The sequence below is a fragment of the Ruegeria sp. CH8 genome, assembly GCF_056536985.1.
The window spans coordinates 24,913-42,092 of record NZ_JBQFQR010000026.1 but is presented as its reverse complement, the minus strand read 5'-3'; the positions used below and the strand labels follow the sequence as shown (position 1 = coordinate 42,092).

Here is a 17,180-nt window from a genome sequence, read left to right as displayed (position 1 = left end):
ATAGTGAAGGTCGTTTGAGAGAAACGGACGCTAGGTGTGGATTGACGCCTTGTCCGGGCCGTCTGGATGGCGGGAACGCCATTCTGCCGGGGTTTGGTGTTCCCACTTTTGGAAGGCTCGATAGAATGACCCCTGGTCCTCGTATCCGAGAAGGTATGCGATCTCGCTGATGTCGAAATCGGGCTCGTAGAGGTACTCGCACGCCAGTTGATGTCGCGTGTTTGATAACAGCGACTTAAAGCTGTGCCCTTCGCCCCTTAGATGGCGCTGCAAGGAGCGTTCACTGATGGCCATGTCACGCGCGATGCTGCGTAGTTCCGGGCGACCGGCGGCCAGAGCACGCCGCAGGTGCCAACGGACTTGATCGGTCAGTGATGTGGTGTTCTCGGCCTTGTTCAAATCAGCATCGAGTGCCACGTCCAGCATCTCAAGAAGCTCGCTGTTGTAGCTGGTGAAGGGTATCTCCAAGTCTGCTTGGTTGAAGGTAATTCGGGCGTTCGGAGCGTTCCACGCAATGGGGCAATCGAACCAGGTCTCTAGTCGTTCGCTTCGGCTCCGACGTAGCTCGATGCCTTTAGGCGATATTGCTTGTTCAGTTCCCGCCCGGACCATGTTCACCAGAAACGTGAACGTCGCATCTGTGAGTGCGTCAGGTTCCGTCTGCTTGGCATAGGTCCAAGCGGTTGTCACAGCACACCCGTCGTCCTCGACCCTCACTCGAAACTCTTCAGGAGCGCACAGCGCTTTGAACCGCGCGACACGGTGCAAAGCCTCCCCAACATTCTTGGCGTGGAACGCGACAAGAAAGGACGGCGGCAAGGTTGCTTCGTGCATCGACTCCGTCAATGCGAGGCCGATGTCGTCACCGCCGAGGGCTTGGAGGGCATCCCACAATGCAAACAGTTGCTTCGTAGTCATGCGCCCCTCAGGTGAGAATACGCTCGGCGGTAGCTTTGCGTCTCGCAAAAGAGCTGCGCGGCTGATCGACAGGCTTTCTAGAGCTTTCCAGAAAGTGTCGGGCGTCTTTATTCTGTCGGGCGTTGGCATCTGCGTAGTCCTCGGTGTCGGAACAAAATATAGACTATGACAACGCAGAAGTTTATAGCCGCACCTGCCAAACCAGTCGCAGAACACGCCAACAAGCACCTCGCGCTGCTACGACCCAAGCGGTCATTCGACCAAGGCGCAGTATCTGGTATTTTGGGGCTCGAAGTGGTCATTCTCTGCGGTGCGCGGGGTTGGCTGATGGCAACGCAAAGCAGACGTTCGTCACGGGACTTTGCAATTCCGGCATGGCGGACAAAGCTGACTTTCAGGTTTCCTGTCGCTGTTAAAACCTATTCTGGAATAACCTCGATCAGATAACGCACGTCCTGAAGAGTTTTTTGGCCGCCGTCCCATTTTGAAATCGCTGAAATTGACAAGTCGTAGGTGCCGACCGGAAGAGGTTTAAGCATAAACCAATAGCCATCAGTTGCAGATGGATAGTACCTCGGCGGATTGTACTCACTGGGAATTCGGGCAAAAAGGTCGAAGCAGTCTGACGATCCGATAAGATGCAATTCGGGATTCGGAAACGGCGTCCCGTTCAGTTTGACTTCGATAAAGTCACTCGAAACGGGCTCAAAATCCACTCCCTCTTTGACCTCGTCACAACTCTGTTCAACCCCGGGAGGCGTCCAACCGATGTTGTTTATAACTGTAAAGAAAAGGCTTCTCCCAATAGGTACCTGACACTTCCGTTCAATTAGTTCACCGGGTTCGGCATCGGCAAGAAACCAGACTTCTCCTGATTGCATAGCAGCACAGTGTAATCCGGTGAGATCAAGTTTCGGGTTCTGTATCTTCGGAATACTGTAAAACCACTGCCACCAATGGTTTGCCAAATCTGACATATCGGCTTCATCTGGGTTTACAAAATAACCCTGTGGATCGAAGCTTTCTTTCGAAGCAACGGGTAACGCTATCAGAAAAAGAAAGCAGGAAATTGCTACCCTTATTGATACCCTGGCTCTCACACCTTTTAAGGCCATTTTCGCTCCAATCGAAACCAGTCTCTCAGTGTGCATCTATAGACTATCGGATGCTCCTCGCAACTTGGATAACCTTTGGGTTCTGATTGTTACTTTGGGCTCAAAGCGGCCTTTGCGGTCCGTGGATGCAGTGACCTACAAGGTTAACACAACGGACCATTCATCGTCTGCTCAGCGGGACGAACCTGGCATTCCAGGCTAATATTAGGGATCGTATACTTCTGCAAAGGACTGGCCTGAGTAGACCTACCGGCTTTTCCTCGCACAGTAGAAAACGACAACGCAGTGCTCATGTTTTGCGATTTGCCCGCAAATTGTAAAAACGGCTCCCAACACATATTGGGAGCCGCGATTGTTGAGAATGATTGGACTTGGAAATCAGGCGTGTCCTCCGCCGATCAAACCGATACCCGAAGTCAGACCGAACCAAGCTTTGACCCGCAGACCGACCGCCTTGATGATACCCATTGCCTGTATCCCGTGGGCGACAAGTGTTCCTTCCATATCACCTTCAAAACTGGTGGTGTAGGATTGGACGATGCAGCCGCTACCTGGCACCAGAAGATCGCGGTGCTCTGGGTGCACGAGGTCAAGATGGACGACGATCTGACCCCGTTTCGCCTTTTCACTAGGCTCGATCAAGCGACCGCTGGGTGCCAGCTGACCAGAAGAAATTGACTCTTGAATACGTACGATCCTTGCCGGAAGAACGGTATTGCGCATCGAGATGTTGAAGTTGCTTTCGCATGCCACTTCCGCCGCCATTCCTTCGTATAATTCGGTGCGTGAAACCTGCGAGAAACCAGCAACGATACGTCCTCGCTCAACATCTTTCCGATCGGGTACGATTAGCATAGCGGGGCTCATTGCGGCTTGTGCTGCGCGCGATCCGATATTCAGGGTGACTTGTTCCACCACACCGTCGACAGAGCTGAGCGTCAGCGTCTTTGACAGTTCCACCTGAGCCTGCTTCAAAGACGCCCGCGCCGATGCGAGCTGGGCAGGTAAAACGGCATTCGCCTGGACTTGTGCCACGCCAAGCTGCGTCTCTGCAGCTTCAACCTCTGCTTCTCGGGTGCTCAAGGTTGCCTGAGCACGTTCCAGCTGGCTCACTTGAAAGGCCGCAGAGCCTTTCGCTTGAAGTGCCTCGTGATCCATTAGTACCAGCTCGGCTTGCTCTCGAGCGGTTATGGCGGCATCCAGCACGGCTTGCGCAGTCTGGACTTGCAACTCAGCTGCTAGTTTTGCGCTTTCAATCTCCTCAACTTTGCGCGTCGCAAAGTCTACAGCGGCTTGTTCAGACGTATTCTCGACGGCAAACAGTGGATCGCCGGGTTCTACATGGTCACCGCCCTTAACGTAGATATCGGTCACTGTTCCGCCGTTCTCTGCGACGACCGGAACGGTTCTGAAGGGCACAAGGCCAGTGTAGGACTTGGGGTAGTAGTAGAATACAGCAAAGAACACGATCAGGGCCAAGACGAACCACATGAACAGCGCCCGGTGAACGTTGTACAGGGTGATTGGTAGCCCGCGCCATTTCAAATAAATCACGCGCAGGACAAACGGAAAAGATGTGACGAGCAGCTCAATCATTTTACCAACTCCTCTTTCGAAGGACGCCACCACAACATGAAGTCGCGGGCGATCGCGGTCAGGATCAGGGCGGCTGGCAGCAGAATGCTAAAGTGGCTGAGCGCAGGCATCAGTTCATACGCCAAGGCTACGGTAAGCATCATCGGAATGGTCGTGCGCAGCGGAGTGCCAATTGATTTGCGCTCGGTATAGCGTTCAAAGCGCGCGTAGAGGTGCACGACCAGTAGGATCGCCAGGAAGAGAACAACCAGGCCAACCCAGGCATAGGTGTCGGTCTGATTGGGCGCTACCCACCATCTCGGATCACCGTCAGCGGCGAAGGCAGGAGTTGAGATGAGGCCAAGTATTGGCGCCATCAGGAACGCGGGTGGTTTCATGTTTCAGGTCCTTTTGTTTACAGCCATGCTGCGTGTGAAGACTTCAGGTGTCTGGTGGACGTCAGTTCTCGGTCGATTTTTGTGAAGATTCTGAGGGCTGTTTCTGCGGGACGTAGGGGGGATCCCAGCGACGTCCGTTCGGTGTTTTTTCGCCAAGCGCCGAAGTGTGCAGACCGTGGATGTTCCCACCGGACCACTCCTGTTTGGCGGAGTTTTGGATTGCCTTAAGAACGCGGTAGTACCTTGCGAAGTAGATCATGGTCGTTTCCTTTCTGATGACCCGGACCTAAACGTCATCGCGCCTGCGATCCTGAGGGTTCTGGACATTTGTTATTGTCTTCTGGACAATTGCTGTGACTGCAGGGAGTTGCGTGCCATTCAGGGGAGGACGCGAAAGTGCCACGCATCAGCGCTTACAGACTGCAAAACGTCGGGCTGCGTTATTCACAAGAACCAGGCGCGCGCATTCCGTTTCCTGAAGTCCTGGAAATGGCGGGGGCACCCTCTGATATCGGCGACAGCCCCGACGCAACTGTCGAGCTGCTACATGAGGCGGGCGCAGTTGAAACCGCCTGCCGGGTTTTGGAAGACAAAACTTTTGCCGCGCGCGTTGGGCTTTCGGCGCAAGGTCCCGGAACGCTTTTGGCTTACATCGTGCGGGCAGCCGAAACGATCGAAGACGCGCTGGCGCTGACGCAGCGTTTTTACGCAATGCAAGACCCTGACCTGCGTCTGGACGTGGTGGGGGCGCCCGACGAGCCAAAGATCACTCTGGAGAGCAATGTAATCCCGGCGCATCAATATCCTCGTCATCGCGAAATGCTGATATTCGGCCTCTATAAGAGAGTTCAACAAATCACCTCTGGCGGGCTTGCCCCGATCTCTATCGAGTTGGAAACAGACGATGTCGAGCACTGCCGACGGCTGGCCGATTTGGCGGGATGTGAAGTCGTAGGCTTCAAGTCGGGATACGCCTTGGATCTGCCCACAAACGGCATGAGTTTTCAGATACCAACGGCAGATTCCACTTTGTTGGGGCATTTACGTAGGCACGGGGAAGAGCAACTAAAGGCTCAGCCTGATGCAGTCCGAAGCTTGTCCGACCGCATTGTGGACATGCTCGGGGAGCGTCTTCCCGGACCGATTCCAAACGGCGACGATATAGCCGGAGAGCTTGGACTTACGCGGCGCACTATGACCAGACACCTGTCGGCCGAAGGAACAAGCTTTAAAGCACTCTTAGAAGGGGTGCTATGCGACCTGTCCAAGCGGATGCTTCGTAGTGGTGAGGGTGTTGCCCGCGTTGCCTTCATGCTTGGATTTGCGGATCAGGCCGCCTTTTCAGTGGCGTTCAAGCGTTGGACAGGTGAAACGCCCGCCAGGTTCCGTAAAGCTGGCCGCTAAGTTCACCGGCACCTGCCGCGCGCGGGGCCGTAAGATGTCCAAGATCCACAAAACCTTGTCCGGTCTCCAAAAGAAAGCAGGCCATCGGGTCACCTAGTTCAATGGCACACAGCAGCCGCGGTGGTTGCTGACCCAGAACAAGGATGAACCCTATGAAGACCTCGAAGAAACTCTTTTTCGCGCCGATTTCCGGAGCGCTTCTTATCACGATGGCAGCCACAGCTCATGCCGACTACGTCACCGACAAAGCGATCAAGGGCGCAGTTGTCGGCGCCACTGTCGCCGGCATTGCCGGCGAAAACATCGTAGGAGGCGCTGCCGCCGGTGCCGCAGTTGGTGCCGTAGGCGGTGCGATTCAGAAAGACAATTTTGAAGACGCGCAGGAAGAAGCACAAGAGCGCCGCGACGACTTCAAAGATGACCACAAACACCGGAACGACTGAAACTCGACCGTCATCACAAAAGAAAAAGGAGAAAATACAGCCGAACACACCTGATTGGTCAGCATAGGGTCCCTTGGACATGCGCTGTTAGCATCCAGACGCAACTTGACTGACCACCCCGCACAGAACTCGCACAGTTTCTGATAGGCTGCCATCCAACTCTTAAACGAGCCGGGTGGCAGCTTTGTTGTGGGCCTTCAAATTTAGCAGTTCCGATGTGATCTGACAGTTGGCCGTTTTTCCGGCGGTGTCTGTAAGGTCAAGTTTGGTTCAGGAACTTTCCCTTCCAGATTTCTTTGCCCTCGATCATGGTCTGGAACGGCGTTCTGCCGCAACACATTTTGCGCTGATGAGTGCGCCCTTGGTTGTAGTGGTGCAGCCATTCGTCCAGATCGGCCTGCAAAGCTTCGATGCTGTCGTAGAGCTTCTTGCGGAAAGCGACCTGATAAAACTACTGCAACACCGTCTTGTGATACCGTTCGCAGATGCCATTGGTCTGCGGTGATTTCACCTCGGTTTTGGTGTGGTCGATATCGTTGATCGCAAGGAAGGGCTGGAAATCGTGTTTGTCGACACGCCCGCAATATTCCGTCCCGCGATCTGTCATGATCCGCAGCACCGGCAGGTCGTGCTCGTCATGGAATGGCAGCACCCGGTCATTGAGCAGGTCGGCAGCGGTGATCGGTGTCTTGGTGGTGGAGAGCCTGGCATGCGCCACCTTGCAATAGGTGTCGACATAGGTCTGCTGGTAAACCCGCCCGACGCCTTTGAGCGTTCCGACATAAAACGTGTCCTATGACCCCAGATATCAACCGCAAAAAAAGATGGCGATGGAGGGTCACTTCGATAGCCATCCCGCAGGTGCCCCGCTGATCCTGTTTGGCCTTCCAATCGAGTATGAAAAGCGCCTGGACTACGCTATTGCGATTCCGAAACTCTCGTCGCTGATCCTGAAACATGACCTGAATACATAACCAAAAATCCAGTTGCAGAGGTAGTATCGACGGCGGCATCCAACCCACTAAATTCGTTGACAATTCTGCTCAACATCGCACTACGGCTTCTCCAGATTGATCCCATGAGTGCCTCATCTTCTAGGCACTCCTTTGGCTTGACCACCTTTACTTGCTTCGGAACTTAGTCGGTGTCATTCCGGTTTGACCTCGGAAAAAGCGAGTGAAATGGGACTTGTCAGAATAGCCGAGCATTAGACCAATCTCCGCAATTGTCATCTTGTCTTCTTTGAGGTGTTCTTTGGCGACATCGATACGTAGCCGTTTGATCTCGCGGGGCAACGTCGTGCCTTGTTGTTGAAGCGCTTTCAGAAACCGTTCCGGCTGTATCCCCAGCAATCCGGCCACCATCTCTGGTCCCAGTTCGGTATCATCCAGCTTGTCGCGCAGAACGGATCGTAAAGCGGCCACCACGGTGACTTCTTCAGTCTGTCGAGCCGAGGCAAAGGGTTTGGCAGAGCCCTCAGAGGCATGGTTCAGAAACAACCATTCCACCGGAAAACTAATTTGCATTCCGGGGTCGGTCCCAAGGCCGACTTCGATCCCTTTGTAGTCGACAGGCAGACCAGTAATAAATCGGCTTTCCCAACGCACACGGGAAGCCTCCCAGGCATCTCCGACGACGGTCTGCAAGAGGCGTACATAAATTGCGGCACCAAAACCGGTCACTTGAATGGGTGGGACAGCGGGTTCCTGTTGTCTCTCGATACGATAGGTCGCTTTGTCTGCTTCAATGACTAGGCTGTGCCGCACGGAATTGGACTCCTGCGGTACAAGCCCAACAAAGCGGGTAAAAAACTCGAACAGCGAGTTTGTTGATTGCAGGGCCTGAGCGAACGGAGGCCATTCCTGCAGGTCAAAAGTCTCGCCTACATTCAGGCCAAGGTATCGGTCCCCTGACAAGTCTGAGAAGGCATTTAGCAGACCGTAGACCAACTCTGAGTGGACATAGACAAAAGGGTCAGACAACAGTTCGGACTTCAAGCCGACCTGATCCAAAGCCGGTTGCGGGTTGATCCCACGGTCGGTGAGATACTGCAGAAAAGGAGCCGCTAACGCGAGGCGAATGAACCCTTCGCTATGCTCTTGAGAGGTAGAGTTGAACGGCAATCTCGTTACCCTTTCAGGATCAATTGCTGTGAGCAGTGGCCATTTTTTTTCATCACATTCGAACATCCTAATTCAAAAGTGGCAACCGAGGCAAAACTTTCCGGACTACAGTTGGCGAAACATGAATATGAAGGGAGTACTTATGTCCGGTCTACGAATGTCGCTTTGCTCGACGGTAATTTTCGCTGCGGGTCTTTCTTTTTCAGCGTCCGCGCAGGCTCAGGATCAAGAAGAACCCCAAACGCTGTTTACTAACGTGCATATCTTCGATGGCGTAAGTGAACAGCGTATCGAGAATGCCAGCGTATTGGTCGAGGGAAACCTGATTAAGTCCGTATCAACCGATGCGATCGATGCCCCCAATGCTACAGTCATTGACGGGGAGGGACGGGCACTAACCCCCGGCTTCATTGAAAATCATGCGCACCTAATGCTGCCTGGGCCCACATTACCCGCAATGGAAGCTAACAGCACTTGGGAAGACCTTGCGATTCACGGCACTCAAATGGCTGAGATGTACTTATTGCAAGGTTTTACTACCGTAAGAGATGCAGGCGGAGCTAACGGAGGTCTTCGTCGCGCAATAGACTCTGGGACCATCGCCGGACCGCGTTTTTATCCTGCGGCTGCTTTCCTTGGTACGCGTGGTGGCCATGCTGATTTTGCCAACTTTACGGCGCCTGTCGGCCAGTCTTCAAACTTCAGCCGTCTGAACATGGCCCAAGAAGTCGACAGTGTCTCTGACATGTACAAGTTTGCTCGAAACAACTTCCGGATGGGAGCAACCCAACTGAAGTACATGCAATCAGGCGGTGTAGTTTCAGCGTTTGACCCGTGGCAGTTGTTGGCTGGATCGACGGCAGAACTGGAAGCAGCCGTTCAGGTTGCCAACGAATACGAAAGCTACGTCATGGCCCATTCCTACCGAAAGGAAACGATTATGGCGGCGCTGAATGCTGGTGTCCGATCAATTGAACACGGGTTCATGTTTGATTGTGAAATATCGGCGCTGATGGGCGAGAAAGGAGCATATATCACAACCAATCTCACCGCATTTGACCCAAATCTCTTCGATATTCCTGCCATTCGAGATGTACCAGCCAGCTTACGAAAGGCACAGTCAGCTACGCAGGCTTTTGGCAACTACATAAAAAACATGAATGAGTGCCCAGCTAAAAGAGGGTTTCACACGGATTGCGTAGGGTCTGTAGCCGCCTGCAATATTCAAATTGCTTACGAAAAGCACCTCAATAATGAGTTCTTTGGTTCTCACGCCTCGTTGGTCGCAATGACTTCTACTGGTGGCGAAATCGCTGCTTTGTCCGGACCGTTCATGAACCCCTATCCCGAGGGTAAGCTAGGCGTTATCGAGGAAGGAGCCTATGCGGATATCCTACTAATCGACGGTAACCCACTTGAAGACTTCTCGGTTGTCGGCACAGGTGATCAATGGTTCGGTGCCGACCCGAGGCCTGAAAGTCCAGATACGATCCGCCTGATCATGAAGGACGGTGTCATCTACAAAAACACACTGGATTGACCCGCCTAGATTGCCGGAGATTATTCATGCAACATTGGTTCCGCTCGGTAATACTCGCAGGGTTGGTTTGGTGTGGGCATACCGCGCTGGCGACGCCCGACACCGCGTTGGACTGGACAGACCTTCCAGACCCATCCGCGCAGGTCTTCGAAGACCCCTACCGTGATCTCAGCCCCGAACAATTCGACGATATCCTGTACGTCGTACGACTACGCGGCAGGCTGCAGCAGGACAGTGGCAGCGAAGAAGAGAGGCAAAAATGGCAAGCGCTTTTGACCGAAACTGAGGATGCCTTGGCAGTTGATGGAATTGATGTCGACTGGCTACTCGATCAGCGAGAGGTCGTAATGGAACGTCGAAGAAAGGCTGGAACGAACGGAAATCCGCAATTCGACGGCCAAACAATCACACTCGCGGGCTTCGCCATACCTGCTCCGAGTGATCCGGACGGTCGACCTGTGGCGTATCTGGTGCCAGAAAGAGGGATGTGCAGCCACATGCCTCCACCTCCGCCCAACCAGATGGTTCGCGTGCGGTTGAACAGCGATTGGGCGCCCAGCTATTTCCACGAACCCGTTCGTCTGACGGGCACGCTGACTATCGATCCTTCTGTTCAGAACATGATGGTTGTGGACGGCCTCATGCCTATGAATGCGACTTTCCAGCTCGAGACGGAACGTGTCGAAACTCTGGAAACCGAGGCAAACAGGCTGGAATGGAAGCTGCGTGCCGCCGATCGCATCCGGGCGGCGGGAAATCGCAAGACCGGCGGTGCAAAGGCGTCCGAATGATAAGACTTCTCGTTGCCGCATTGAGCATTGCCTTCACTGGCGCAGCGTCGGCTCAAGGTCTGTCTGGGCCTTCTTCTGTCGAAGCGGATTTAGAGCCCGGAGATGGTCTAACTGATCCGCAATATCGTTCCGATTTTCCACGCAATGTCGCACCGGGTTGGTTTCAGTGGAAAGACCAACTGGCTGAGGGTGGGTTTCGGTTCAATATTGACTACCTGGCACTGGGCCAAACCACGAATGCTGATCTGGGAACCGGCGAAGCGGCCAGCGGAATTGCGCGCTTCTACGGCAGTTGGCAGGCGACTGAACGGGGTTCCCTGACATTCAAGGTCGAAGACCGGCACAGTTACACGGACATTGCTCCGCAGTTTCTCGGTCTGGATGGCGGAGCCCTTTCAATCACGGGAACGGCCTTCAACGATAATGGTCTGCTGCTGACCAACCTGTTCTGGACCCAAAGGGCCGAGAACGGTTCGTGGACGCTGCAAGTCGGGCAGATTGATGTAACAGACTTTGTGGATATCTATGGGTTGGTAAGCCCCTACAGTGGTTTCCAAAACCTGTCTTTTAATACCAACCCGACAATTAACACGCCCAACCAAGGCCTTGGTATTGCCGGTGGGGTAAAGCTGAGCGAAAACTTTTACGCTGTTGCGAGCCTCTCAGACGCAAATGCCGACCCGTCTGATCCAAATTTTGATGTGTTCAGCGACGGCAATCTCTTCAAATCACTCGAACTTGGGTACACTTCCGGCTTTGATCGCATCTATTTTGACAATATCCATCTGACCCTCTGGCATGCGGATGCGGCTGACGATGGTAGCCGTCCAGAAGACTACGGCGCCGCGTTTTCAGCCGCGTGGTTTGTTGACAATAAGTGGATGCCCTTCTTTCGGGCTGGAGCGTCAAAGGGGACAGCTGCGCTTTATGATCGGTCGGTTTCTGCCGGTCTGGGTTACTATGGTCGCAATACTGATTTGGCCGGGCTGGGCCTGAATTGGGCCGAGGCAAGAGGCATAGACGGTGATCAGTTCACCCTCGAAGCATTCTACCGTTTTTCAATCTCACCCGGACTGCAGATCACACCGTCGCTGCAGTACATATCGAACCCACTGCTGAACCCCACGCAGGATAGCATTACGCTGTTCGGCCTCAGAACCCGGATCGTTTTCTGATGTGGAGCCCAAAGCAGACGTCAATAAGATGTCAAAACATTCCGAATTGCTGACCAAAGAAAGGATTTATCCATGCGTACCCTGTTTCTGGCTGGCACTTTGTCTGTGTGTTCCACTTTCTGCGTCGCGCAAACGTACGACATTGTCATTCTCAATGGTCGGGTGATGGACCCGGAAACCGGGTTCGATCAGATCGCAAACGTAGGAATAAGCAACGGTTGGATCACTGCGATTACTGACGAAGCAATTGACGGTGACGAGTCCATCGACGCCACAGGGCACGTTGTTGCGCCCGGGTTTATCGATCTCGAGCAGCACGGGCTTGACCCTTGGGGCATCAAGGTCAACCTTCGGGATGGCGTCACGACTCAGATGGATTTTGAGGTTGGGGCCGCGAATATCGAGGAATGGTATGCTGCGCGCCAAGGCGCGACGCAGGCAAACTATGGCACGGTCGTTGGACAAGAATTCGCACGGATGCGGGTTCATGACGGCCTTGTGCTGGAAGGTGGGGACATAGACTTCCGGAACTTTTTCGCATTGAGGGCACAATCCGTGGAGGACGGCGTCGAGGGGTGGTCTTCTGTTCCAAGCAACCGTGAGCAGATGAACGAAATCACTGCCCAGCTTGATGAGGGACTACGTCTTGGAGCCCTCGGCGTCGGATCGACCATCGGCTATGCCCGCGAGGGTATTACGACCTACGAGATGTTCGAAGCGCAACGGGCTGCGGCGCGTTACAGTAGATTGACCTCTGTCCATCACCGATTTCATCCTAGTGCTTCAACACCGACAGAAACACAGACGGGTGTAAATGAAATCTTGGTCAATGCGATGGTGCTTGGTGCACCGCTGCACATACATCATGACAATGATTATGGATGGTGGGAAAATCAGGAAAAGCTCCAGATGGCCCGCGACCAAGGCTACAACGTCTGGTCCAGCTACTATCCTTGGACTGCCGGATCGGGAAACTACGGAGCCTCGATCATCGCCCCCGAAAACTGGGAAGGTTCGATGGGGTACAAATACGAGGACACCATCTTTGATCCCCAGCTCGACCGTTTCGTGACAAAAGACGAGTTTTTGAACTTCGCCGAGAATGAACCGGGACGGACGGCAATTGTTTTCAGCCCGCCAAGGGAGCAATGGCTGAATGATTGGATCACCATCGCGGGCTATGGCATCTCGGGCGACGGTATGGCCGGGCTAGACATCGAGGGCAACTTGATGAGTTGGGATGCTCCCTATGAAAACTACGCTGGGCATCCCCGGTCAGCAGGCAGCCACGCGCTTGTCTTGAGACTGGCTCGCGAAGCGAATGTACCTCTTATGCTCACACTCACCCAGCTAAGTTACATCCACGCTAAGCGATTAGGTGACACAGGCTTGCGAGCAATGCAGGTGCGTGGGCGAATGCAAGAAGGCATGGTCGCGGACATCACTATTTTTGATCCGGAGACTGTGACCGAAAAGGCGAACTATACTCTCGGTCAGCAAGGTCTTCCGTCAGAAGGCATTCCGTATGTGCTTGTTAACGGCACGATTGTTGTCAGGAACAGCGAAGTGCAGCGAGATGTTTATGCAGGACAGTCGATCCGGTTTCCAGTCGAGAAGAGCGGGCGTTTCGTTCCGGCCGGTCGCGAGCAGATCATGGGTATTCTCACGCCGGATACTGGCACTGCCCGTCCAACACTGCTCGATGACATCACAAATAGTGAAGCGAATGTCGCACCTACCGCTCCACCAACCAATCAGACTGCATCGGTAGAACCGACCGACCCCTTAGATTGGTTTACGCCTCACAACGGTCTAGATGACGGTGCCCTGTTCTTTTGCGTCGTGCATGCTCGCTTCGAGGACCCTGCGACAGCAAAACGCGACTATGCGAAGGCCATGATGTCCAAAACGGGAGGTTCTAGACTTAATCAGTCGGAACAACGCAGAGCAAACTAACTCGCAGAGACTAATCTCGGGGCTGGTTTTGAAATACTTGAATGGCGATTGTTTAATCATGCGCGAAGGCTACGAGAGCACCCTGCTCGCCTCAAGCCAAGTTCTTCTGACAGGACCCTGTCAATCATTTGCAAGTTGTGAGGAACGGCTCCGCTTTGGTTTAAAGTATCCATGATCGACTCCCATAGCATGGCGGGCAAGTACAGGCCTGACAACACCGCTTCGGCGGATCAAAAAATTTTGCGCCAAACCGTTTGACTGGGAAGGCCCCGTTATCGAAGTCCTGACCCTAGCCGACGTGTTGCTCGGCCACGATTTCCCCAAACCTGTCGAAAAACTTGGCTGAAAGTTTTTTTGCAGTCCCTGAAATCAAACGGCTGCCCAATTGCGCTATTTTTCCGCCGATTGTGACCTTGGCAGTATAGGATAAAACCGTTTCCTCGCCCTCCGTGCTAAGATTGACATCCGCACCCCCTTTGGCAAAGCCCGCAGCGCCTCCTTTTCCTTCACCAGTCAGGGAAAACTCATCCGGAGCTTTGGAGTTATCCAACGTCACTTCGCCGCTGAACCGAGCCTTGACGGGGCCGATTTTGAGCACAACTTTGGCCTCCAAGTGCTCGGGAGAATGCTGGATCAATTCCTCACAACCGGGAATGCACTCACGCAACACATCCGGATCATTTAGCGCTCGGTACACGACGTCACGCGGAGCAGAGATTCGGATTTCGTCATTTAGTTCCATTTGAGAGTCCTTTACTCAACAGCATCTTGGGAAAACGCGAAGTGCGGCTTCGGTCGCCTCTTCCGGGGTCTGTTCCGGCTTCACAGTCCGAAAGGACTGCAACCATTTACGCCATTTTTTCATCATGCGACGTCTCCTCGGATTTGTCTGAATTCCGCCAAAGGATGATCTCGGCGAGGATCGACAGGGCGATTTCGTGCGGGTCGATCGCATGTATATCCAGACCGGCCGGTGACTTGAGCCGACTGGTCTGCTCGGCGGTCATTCCCTGCGCTTCCAACCTCTCGCACAAAACCTTGGCCTTGCGGTGGCTCGCGACCATCGAAACGCGCCGCGCTGGTGATTCAAGTGCAGATTTCAGCGCTGCACCATCGTCCTTCCCCTGTGAGGCAACTACCGCGAAATCGCGTGGTTCAACCCCCAATGCGCTTAGGTCATTCGGATCAAAACCGATGAAATCCACCGAGCTTTCTGAACCTTCAGGCAAGCAAACACGCAACCCGATCAGCGCCGCGTGCGCGGCAAGCGCATGTGCAATCGGAGACTCTCCGAATATGATCAGGCGCGGGGCGTGCTGATAGGGTTCGATCAGCAAATCGACCGTTCCGCCCGAAGGACAACCGCTTTTGAAGGTCTCAACACCATCCGGGTCTGTCATCGAAACTACCTTGTCCGAAGGTTTCACGCGGATCATTTTCGGAGTACCACACGCAAGTGCCTCCTGCGCCGATGCGCGTACGACGCGCTGCACACACGCTCCGCCCAGATGCCCCAATATACGACCGTCCCGCGTGATTACGGCCTTGCCACCTGCCTTGGCCGAGGTTGCGTCGGCAGTTCGAAGGACCGTTGCCACGCAAAAGGCGTCGCCCTTTTGACGCAACTCCTCAATCGTGTCGAAAATGTCGAAACCTGCCATCAACGTGTCCTTTCACAGTTTTCGGAATTCGGGTTCCAACGCCGCCAGCGCGTTGAGCGTGTTGGCCGGTAGGTGCGCATCCAGATACGGCTCCGCAGCCTGCATAGCGGCGGCAATGGGCTGATAGTCTTTCCATCCTTTAAGAGGATTCAGCCAAACAACCCGCCGCGCCTTGCGCCGAATCCGAGCCAGAGCATCTCCCAGGGCCTCAGGCGACGCACTGCAATAGCCGTCCGAGAGGATCAATACGATCGTCCGCCCGTTCAATGCGCGGGCACCGTATCCGTTCAGAAACCTCTCAAGGCTTCCCGAGATGTCGGTCCCACCGCCAAACCCTTCGGCCATGAGTGATAACCGTCCAGCCGCGCGCAGCGTGTCATGATCGCGCAGTGCATCAGTCACGCGCATCAGACGGGTGTGAAAGAGATAGGCATCCGCCTCTGTTCCACTGCCAATCAGACCTTTGAGGAATGCCAGAAAAACCCGCGAATAGACCGTCATCGAACCGCTTACGTCACACAAAGCTACGATCCGCATCGGGCGCGGTGGGCGAGCACGGCGATACAGATCCATGGGCTCTCCACCTCTTGCGAGGCAGGCGCGTTGTATCCGGCGCATATCCAGAGCCGGTCCACGTAACGCTTGTTTCCGCCTGCGCGAACGCCGGTCGCGGATTGCACGCGCGATGGCGGTTGCGGCCTGTTCCGCTTGCCTAAGAGCGTCTTCATCCATCAGCTCGCGCAAGTCCCGGCGCGACAGGTTGGCCGTACGGGTTGCAATCAGCTTCCCGTCTCTCCCCACGGCCTCCCCGTCGCCGGAATCAGGTGCGGCGGCCTGATCCGTACCGGTCTCGGTTTCCTGAGCATCCTGGCTCTCTTGCTGCCAGATCATCGGCTTGGCGGATTGAACCCGCAAATGGGCCGTTTGGGCGGTTCCGGTGCGTTGCTTGCCGGTATTGAACCAATAGGCTTCGAACAGGTCATCGAACCGCCGCCAATCGTCGGCGTCGCCCGCCAGCAACACGCAAAGTGCCTGCTGGGCTTGGCTCACATCCGTCGCCTCAACCGCCGCCAGCGCAGCCATTGCGTCCCCCGTCTCAGCAGGCCCGACGCGCATTCCGTTCATGCGCAGATGTGCGATGAAACCGGACATGCGATCCGACAAACCAGATGCGCGAGCGGGGAACCGGGTGACCTGCATCACGCCACCTTTCCGATCAAGCGATCCATCACTTCGGGCGGGGCAGCGTCATAGTCGGCTGCGGTTTTCAGAAGGCAGACAAGGGTCGCCTGAACTTCTTCACGGGATTGCGCCATGTCGTTGACACCCAGCCCCGACAGGGCCGCCGCCCAGTCCAGCATCTCGGCGATGCCCGGGGTCTTTTCCAAATCCTCTTTGCGCAATGCCTGCGCAACGCCAATAATCTGGCGCGCCAACAGCCCTTCGACTTCGGGCATGCGGGCTTTCAGGATCGCCATTTCCGTTTCACGCGACGGGTAGTCGAGGAAACTATACAGGCACCGACGCCGCAGCGCGTCCGACAGGTCCCGAGTCCCATTCGCCGTCAGGATCACGGTAGGCCGCGAACGCGCTTTGATGGTACCGAGTTCAGGGATGGTGATCTGAAAGTCGGATAAGATTTCCAGTAGATAGGCCTCAAACTCCTCATCCGCGCGGTCGATTTCATCGATCAGCAGAACAGGCGGTTCTTCTTCGCTGATTGCTTCCAGTAAAGGTCGCTTCAGCAGATAGTCATCAGTAAATAGCTGGGCCTCGCTGGTGCCACCCTGTGCCTCGCTTGCACGAATAGCCAGCAACTGGCGCTGGTAATTCCATTCATATATCGCGTGGCTGGCATCCAGCCCTTCGTAGCATTGCAACCGGATCAACCGCGCCGCGCGCTGTGCCGCCAACGCCTTTGCGACCTCGGTTTTTCCGACCCCTGCTGGCCCTTCCAACAGCAACGGACGCCCAAGCGTCTGCGCCAGATGCAGTGCCATCGCCAAACGGTCGTCGGCAACATAGCCCACCTCAGCCAAGCCTTGCTGTATGTCCTGCAAGCTCATGCAATTCTCCTGGAT

16 protein-coding genes and 2 pseudogenes are annotated in these 17,180 nt (G+C 54.7%); 7 read left to right on the top strand and 11 right to left on the bottom strand.

Translation table 11 applies throughout. The features are described from left to right. Positions 1–30: 30 nt before the first annotated feature. The 5 genes from ACR0ER_RS21630 to ACR0ER_RS21610 form a co-directional block, all read right to left on the bottom strand. Complete coding sequence (locus ACR0ER_RS21630; protein WP_480770707.1) at positions 31–1,047, bottom strand: AraC family transcriptional regulator; 1,017 nt, start codon at positions 1,045–1,047, stop codon at positions 31–33. Positions 1,048–1,337: 290 nt separating this feature from the next. Further along, positions 1,338–2,033 carry a hypothetical protein gene (locus ACR0ER_RS21625; RefSeq protein ID WP_480770706.1) on the bottom strand — a complete coding sequence of 232 codons (696 nt, stop codon included), beginning with the start codon at positions 2,031–2,033 and terminating at the stop codon, positions 1,338–1,340. A gap of 378 nt (positions 2,034–2,411) precedes the next feature. Beyond that, positions 2,412–3,629: an HlyD family secretion protein gene (locus tag ACR0ER_RS21620; RefSeq protein WP_480770705.1), complete on the bottom strand. Its 1,218-nt coding sequence runs from the start codon at positions 3,627–3,629 to the stop codon at positions 2,412–2,414. After that, positions 3,626–4,006 (bottom strand): hypothetical protein, encoded by a 381-nt coding sequence (locus ACR0ER_RS21615; RefSeq protein WP_480770704.1) that lies wholly within the window; start codon positions 4,004–4,006, stop codon positions 3,626–3,628. The genes ACR0ER_RS21620 and ACR0ER_RS21615 overlap by 4 nt, the downstream gene beginning before the upstream one ends. Before the next feature lie 61 nt (positions 4,007–4,067). After that, on the bottom strand, positions 4,068–4,265 hold the full coding sequence (locus ACR0ER_RS21610; RefSeq protein WP_480770703.1) for a hypothetical protein: 198 nt from the start codon (positions 4,263–4,265) through the stop codon (positions 4,068–4,070). Positions 4,266–4,402: 137 nt separating this feature from the next. Between ACR0ER_RS21610 and ACR0ER_RS21605 the strand changes: the two genes are divergently transcribed. Then, positions 4,403–5,410, top strand: coding sequence for a helix-turn-helix domain-containing protein (locus ACR0ER_RS21605; RefSeq protein ID WP_480770702.1), 1,008 nt, complete (start codon positions 4,403–4,405; stop codon positions 5,408–5,410). A 152-nt stretch (positions 5,411–5,562) separates the two neighbouring features. Beyond that, positions 5,563–5,853 carry a hypothetical protein gene (locus ACR0ER_RS21600; protein ID WP_480770701.1) on the top strand — a complete coding sequence of 97 codons (291 nt, stop codon included), beginning with the start codon at positions 5,563–5,565 and terminating at the stop codon, positions 5,851–5,853. A 259-nt stretch (positions 5,854–6,112) separates the two neighbouring features. Here the strand turns inward: ACR0ER_RS21600 and ACR0ER_RS21595 are convergent. Beyond that, positions 6,113–6,646, bottom strand: a pseudogene (locus tag ACR0ER_RS21595) (integrase core domain-containing protein); the annotation flags it as partial. Between the two features lie 13 nt (positions 6,647–6,659). On the opposite strand from ACR0ER_RS21595, the pseudogene ACR0ER_RS21590 reads away from it, so the two are divergent. Next, positions 6,660–6,821 (top strand): annotated as a pseudogene (locus ACR0ER_RS21590) (cytochrome ubiquinol oxidase subunit I); the annotation flags it as partial. Between the two features lie 153 nt (positions 6,822–6,974). Here the strand turns inward: ACR0ER_RS21590 and ACR0ER_RS21585 are convergent. Next, positions 6,975–7,976: a helix-turn-helix domain-containing protein gene (locus ACR0ER_RS21585; RefSeq protein WP_480770700.1), complete on the bottom strand. Its 1,002-nt coding sequence runs from the start codon at positions 7,974–7,976 to the stop codon at positions 6,975–6,977. On the opposite strand from ACR0ER_RS21585, the gene ACR0ER_RS21580 reads away from it, so the two are divergent. The 4 genes from ACR0ER_RS21580 to ACR0ER_RS21565 all read left to right on the top strand — a co-directional run bounded on the left by ACR0ER_RS21580 (position 7,966) and on the right by ACR0ER_RS21565 (position 13,438). Next, positions 7,966–9,516: a metal-dependent hydrolase family protein gene (locus tag ACR0ER_RS21580; RefSeq protein ID WP_480770699.1), complete on the top strand. Its 1,551-nt coding sequence runs from the start codon at positions 7,966–7,968 to the stop codon at positions 9,514–9,516. The two genes, ACR0ER_RS21585 and ACR0ER_RS21580, sit on opposite strands and share 11 nt — an antisense overlap. A 26-nt stretch (positions 9,517–9,542) precedes the next feature. Next, positions 9,543–10,307, top strand: coding sequence for a DUF3299 domain-containing protein (locus ACR0ER_RS21575; RefSeq protein ID WP_480770698.1), 765 nt, complete (start codon positions 9,543–9,545; stop codon positions 10,305–10,307). After that, positions 10,304–11,482, top strand: coding sequence for a carbohydrate porin (locus ACR0ER_RS21570; RefSeq protein WP_480770697.1), 1,179 nt, complete (start codon positions 10,304–10,306; stop codon positions 11,480–11,482). The genes ACR0ER_RS21575 and ACR0ER_RS21570 overlap by 4 nt, the downstream gene beginning before the upstream one ends. A 72-nt stretch (positions 11,483–11,554) precedes the next feature. Beyond that, entirely contained in the window at positions 11,555–13,438 is a 1,884-nt protein-coding gene (locus ACR0ER_RS21565; protein ID WP_480770696.1) for an amidohydrolase family protein, read from the top strand. A 289-nt stretch (positions 13,439–13,727) separates the two neighbouring features. Here the strand turns inward: ACR0ER_RS21565 and ACR0ER_RS21560 are convergent, their stop codons facing one another. The 4 genes from ACR0ER_RS21560 to ACR0ER_RS21545 all read right to left on the bottom strand — a co-directional run bounded on the left by ACR0ER_RS21560 (position 13,728) and on the right by ACR0ER_RS21545 (position 17,165). Then, entirely contained in the window at positions 13,728–14,180 is a 453-nt protein-coding gene (locus ACR0ER_RS21560) for an SRPBCC family protein (protein WP_480770695.1), read from the bottom strand. Positions 14,181–14,286: 106 nt separating this feature from the next. Continuing rightward, entirely contained in the window at positions 14,287–15,099 is an 813-nt protein-coding gene (locus tag ACR0ER_RS21555; protein ID WP_480770694.1) for an XdhC family protein, read from the bottom strand. Positions 15,100–15,111: 12 nt separating this feature from the next. Further along, entirely contained in the window at positions 15,112–16,299 is a 1,188-nt protein-coding gene (locus tag ACR0ER_RS21550; protein WP_480770693.1) for a vWA domain-containing protein, read from the bottom strand. Further along, positions 16,299–17,165 (bottom strand): AAA family ATPase, encoded by an 867-nt coding sequence (locus tag ACR0ER_RS21545; protein WP_480770692.1) that lies wholly within the window; start codon positions 17,163–17,165, stop codon positions 16,299–16,301. Before ACR0ER_RS21545 ends, ACR0ER_RS21550 begins: the two co-directional genes overlap by 1 nt. Between the last annotated feature and the right edge of the window lie 15 nt (positions 17,166–17,180).

Coding starts and splice junctions, on each gene's coding strand:
- ACR0ER_RS21630 (WP_480770707.1), bottom strand. CDS start 1,047: ATGCCAACGCCCGACAGAATAAAGACGCCCGACACTTTCTGGAAAGCT.
- ACR0ER_RS21625 (WP_480770706.1), bottom strand. CDS start 2,033: ATGGCCTTAAAAGGTGTGAGAGCCAGGGTATCAATAAGGGTAGCAATT.
- ACR0ER_RS21620 (WP_480770705.1), bottom strand. CDS start 3,629: ATGATTGAGCTGCTCGTCACATCTTTTCCGTTTGTCCTGCGCGTGATT.
- ACR0ER_RS21615 (WP_480770704.1), bottom strand. CDS start 4,006: ATGAAACCACCCGCGTTCCTGATGGCGCCAATACTTGGCCTCATCTCA.
- ACR0ER_RS21610 (WP_480770703.1), bottom strand. CDS start 4,265: ATGATCTACTTCGCAAGGTACTACCGCGTTCTTAAGGCAATCCAAAAC.
- ACR0ER_RS21600 (WP_480770701.1), top strand. CDS start 5,563: ATGAAGACCTCGAAGAAACTCTTTTTCGCGCCGATTTCCGGAGCGCTT.
- ACR0ER_RS21575 (WP_480770698.1), top strand. CDS start 9,543: ATGCAACATTGGTTCCGCTCGGTAATACTCGCAGGGTTGGTTTGGTGT.
- ACR0ER_RS21570 (WP_480770697.1), top strand. CDS start 10,304: ATGATAAGACTTCTCGTTGCCGCATTGAGCATTGCCTTCACTGGCGCA.
- ACR0ER_RS21565 (WP_480770696.1), top strand. CDS start 11,555: ATGCGTACCCTGTTTCTGGCTGGCACTTTGTCTGTGTGTTCCACTTTC.
- ACR0ER_RS21560 (WP_480770695.1), bottom strand. CDS start 14,180: ATGGAACTAAATGACGAAATCCGAATCTCTGCTCCGCGTGACGTCGTG.
- ACR0ER_RS21555 (WP_480770694.1), bottom strand. CDS start 15,099: ATGGCAGGTTTCGACATTTTCGACACGATTGAGGAGTTGCGTCAAAAG.
- ACR0ER_RS21550 (WP_480770693.1), bottom strand. CDS start 16,299: ATGCAGGTCACCCGGTTCCCCGCTCGCGCATCTGGTTTGTCGGATCGC.
- ACR0ER_RS21545 (WP_480770692.1), bottom strand. CDS start 17,165: ATGAGCTTGCAGGACATACAGCAAGGCTTGGCTGAGGTGGGCTATGTT.